Source organism: Cellulomonas biazotea (genome assembly GCF_004306155.1).
Taxonomy (GTDB): Bacteria; Actinomycetota; Actinomycetes; order Actinomycetales; family Cellulomonadaceae; genus Cellulomonas; species Cellulomonas biazotea.
On record NZ_BIMR01000337.1, the window covers coordinates 1 to 2849 of the forward strand.

3 protein-coding genes are annotated in these 2849 nt (G+C 74.9%); 2 read left to right on the forward strand and 1 reads right to left on the reverse strand.

The window, feature by feature from the left end; translation table 11 throughout:
* Positions 1-86: 86 nt before the first annotated feature.
* The gene (locus CBZ_RS18060) at positions 87-923 is read left to right on the forward strand and encodes a carbon-nitrogen hydrolase family protein (RefSeq protein WP_130782857.1); all 837 of its coding nucleotides are present in this window, start codon (positions 87-89) and stop codon (positions 921-923) included.
* A 56-nt stretch (positions 924-979) separates the two neighbouring features.
* On the opposite strand, the gene trhA is transcribed toward CBZ_RS18060, so the two are convergent.
* Positions 980-1675: a PAQR family membrane homeostasis protein TrhA gene (gene trhA, locus CBZ_RS18065; RefSeq protein WP_130782855.1), complete on the reverse strand. Its 696-nt coding sequence runs from the start codon at positions 1673-1675 to the stop codon at positions 980-982.
* A 164-nt stretch (positions 1676-1839) separates the two neighbouring features.
* Here trhA and CBZ_RS18070 point away from each other — a divergent pair, with 164 nt between their 5' ends.
* Complete coding sequence (locus CBZ_RS18070) at positions 1840-2601, forward strand: isoprenyl transferase (RefSeq protein ID WP_130782856.1); 762 nt, start codon at positions 1840-1842, stop codon at positions 2599-2601.
* Positions 2602-2849: the final 248 nt, after the last annotated feature.

Sequence of the window (2849 nt, forward strand, 5' to 3'; positions counted from 1 at the left end):
GGCACGAGCGGGTCCGGCGGCCCGACGCACGGCGAGGCGCGCGGGTCCGGCGACGCGGGCGCCGCGCCCGGGCGCGACGGGACCCGCTGACGGTGCGTCCCGCACCCCCGGTCCGGCCCGCCGTGCGGGTCACCCTCGCGCAGGTCGCCGTGAGCGACGACCACGCGGCGAACCGCGAGACGGTCCTCGACGCGTTCGTCACGGCCGGCCTGGCACGCGCCGACGTGCTCGTGCTGCCCGAGTACGCGTCGGGCTTCCGGCCCCAGGGCGTCGGCCCTGAGCACGCGGAGCCGCTCGACGGCCCGTTCGTCACGCTGCTGCGCGAGCGCGCGGCGGCGACGGGCGTGGCGGTCCTGGCCGGCACGACGCTGCCCGGCACGTCGGCCGGGTCCGACCGCGCGGTGAATGCCGTGGTCGCGGTCGACGCGACGGGCGACCTCGTGGGCGTCTACCGCAAGGTGCACCTGTACGACGCGTTCGGGCACCGGGAGTCCGAGCGGCTCGAGCCCGGTCCGGCCGACGCGCCGCCGCTCGTCCTGGACGTCGCCGGCCTGCGGTTCGGCGTGCTGACGTGCTACGACCTGCGGTTCCCGGAGTCCGCCCGGCGCGTGGTCGACGCGGGCGCGCAGGTGCTCGTGGTGCCCGCGGCGTGGGCGGCAGGCGACCTCAAGGCGATGCACTGGCGGGCGCTCGCGGTCGCGCGGGCGATCGAGAACACCGCGGCGGTCGTCGCGGTCGGGCAGGCGGGCAAGGGCGTCACGGGGCGGTCGCTCGTCGTCGGCCCGGACGGCGTCGTGGGCCTGGAGCTCGACGAGGCGCCGGCCATCCGGACGGTCGACGTCGACGGTGCCCTGCTGGCGAGCGTGCGCGAGACGAACCCGTCCCTGGCCAACCGCCGCTACGCGGTCGTGCCGCGCGACTGAGCGCGGACACGGTCCCGCCGCGCGCAGGCGGACGCGTCAGGCCGGACGGCGGTGCGTCAGGCGGAGCCGTACGACGCCATCGACACGGCGATGTAGTGGCACCCGTACCCGACGACGGTGAGCGTGTGGAACACCTCGTGGAAGCCGAACCAGCGGGGGCTCGGGTTGGGGCGCTTGAGGGCGTAGACCACCGCGCCGACGGTGTAGGCGAGGCCGCCGGCGGCGACGAGCCACACGATCGCCGGTCCTCCGGACTGCCAGAACTGCGGGAGGAACGCGACGGCGACCCAGCCGAGCGCCAGGTACACGGGCACGTAGACCCAGCGGGGCGCGCCGAGCCACAGGACGCGGGCGAGGAGCCCCACGAGGGCGCCGGACCAGACGATGATCAGCAGGATGCGGGCGGTCGACGCGGGCAGCAGCAGGACCGCGAGCGGGGTGTAGGTGCCGGCGATGATGAGGAAGATGTTCGTGTGGTCGAGCCGGCGCAGGACGCCCTGCACGCGCGGCGACCAGCGTCCGCGGTGGTAGACGGCGCTCGTCCCGAACAGCAGGACCGCGCTGAGGCCGAAGACGGCCGTCGACCACTTGGCGGCGGGCGTGGGGGAGAGCACGACGAGGACGATCGACGCGGCGAGGACGAGCGGCGCGACGCCGGCGTGGATCCAGCCGCGGAGCCGGGGCTTGACCGCGTCGGCGACCTGGCCGACGGCGCGAGGGAGCCCCGAGCTGGGCACGGAGGTGGTGCTCATGGGCATGTCTTCCTTCGTCGTCCACAACCTACGAGCCCGTAGGTTACGTCACCGTAGGTAGGGCTGTCGACGTCGCCGGTCAGCGACCCGTACCGCACCACGAGGACTCGTCCGGCGGGTACCGTGAGCGGGTTCCCGACGTCGCCCGGCAAGGAGAGGTCCGCGTGCGCCTGCCCCACCCGGTGTACCGACTGTACGAGCGACGGCTCGCCGCGTCGCTCCCGCGCGACCGGGTGCCGCGCCACGTCGGCGTCATCCTCGACGGCAACCGCCGCTGGGCCCGCAGCATCGGCGAGTCCACCGCGCACGGGCACCAGGCGGGCGCCGACAAGATCGCCGAGCTGCTCGGCTGGAGCGAGGACGTCGGCGTCGAGGTCGTGACGCTCTGGATGCTCTCGACCGACAACCTCAACCGTCCGGCCGACGAGCTCGACCCGCTGCTCGACATCATCGAGCACGCCGTGCGCGACCTCGCCGCCGCCGGCCGGTGGCGCCTGCAGGCCGTCGGCTCGCTCGACCTGCTGCCCGCGCACACGTCCGCCGCGCTGCGCGAGGCCGAGGCCGCGACCGCCGAGGTCACGGGCCTGCACGTCAACGTCGCGGTCGGCTACGGCGGCCGGCACGAGATCGCCGACGCCGTCCGGTCGTTCCTGCGCGAGCACGCCGAGGCCGGCACCAGCGTCGACGAGCTCGCCGGCCAGTTCGACGTCGAGCACATCGCCGAGCGCCTCTACACCAAGGGCCAGCCCGACCCGGACCTCGTCATCCGCACGTCGGGCGAGCAGCGGCTCGGCGGGTTCCTGCTGTGGCAGAGCGTGCACTCCGAGTTCTACTTCTGCGAGGCGTACTGGCCGGACTTCCGGCGGGTCGACTTCCTGCGCGCGGTGCGCGCCTACGCCGCCCGGGAACGGCGCCTCGGGCGCTGACCTGCGCCGCCGCCGGCGGGTGCGGGCGGCCCGTGTGGACCGTCTGCTTCCGGCAGGTGAACTGTCTGTGACATGTGTGCGTGTCGGTCCGGTCGTCTCGGAGCCCGGGGTTACGTTCCCCCGTAGAGGACGGCGACCGTCGTCCCCGGGAGGCCAGCCCATGGAGCATCCGCTCCGGGAGGAGGGTCGGACCCGGCCCTCACGCACCTGGGCCGGCCGCCCCCGTCCCGCCGCCGATCGTCGGCACC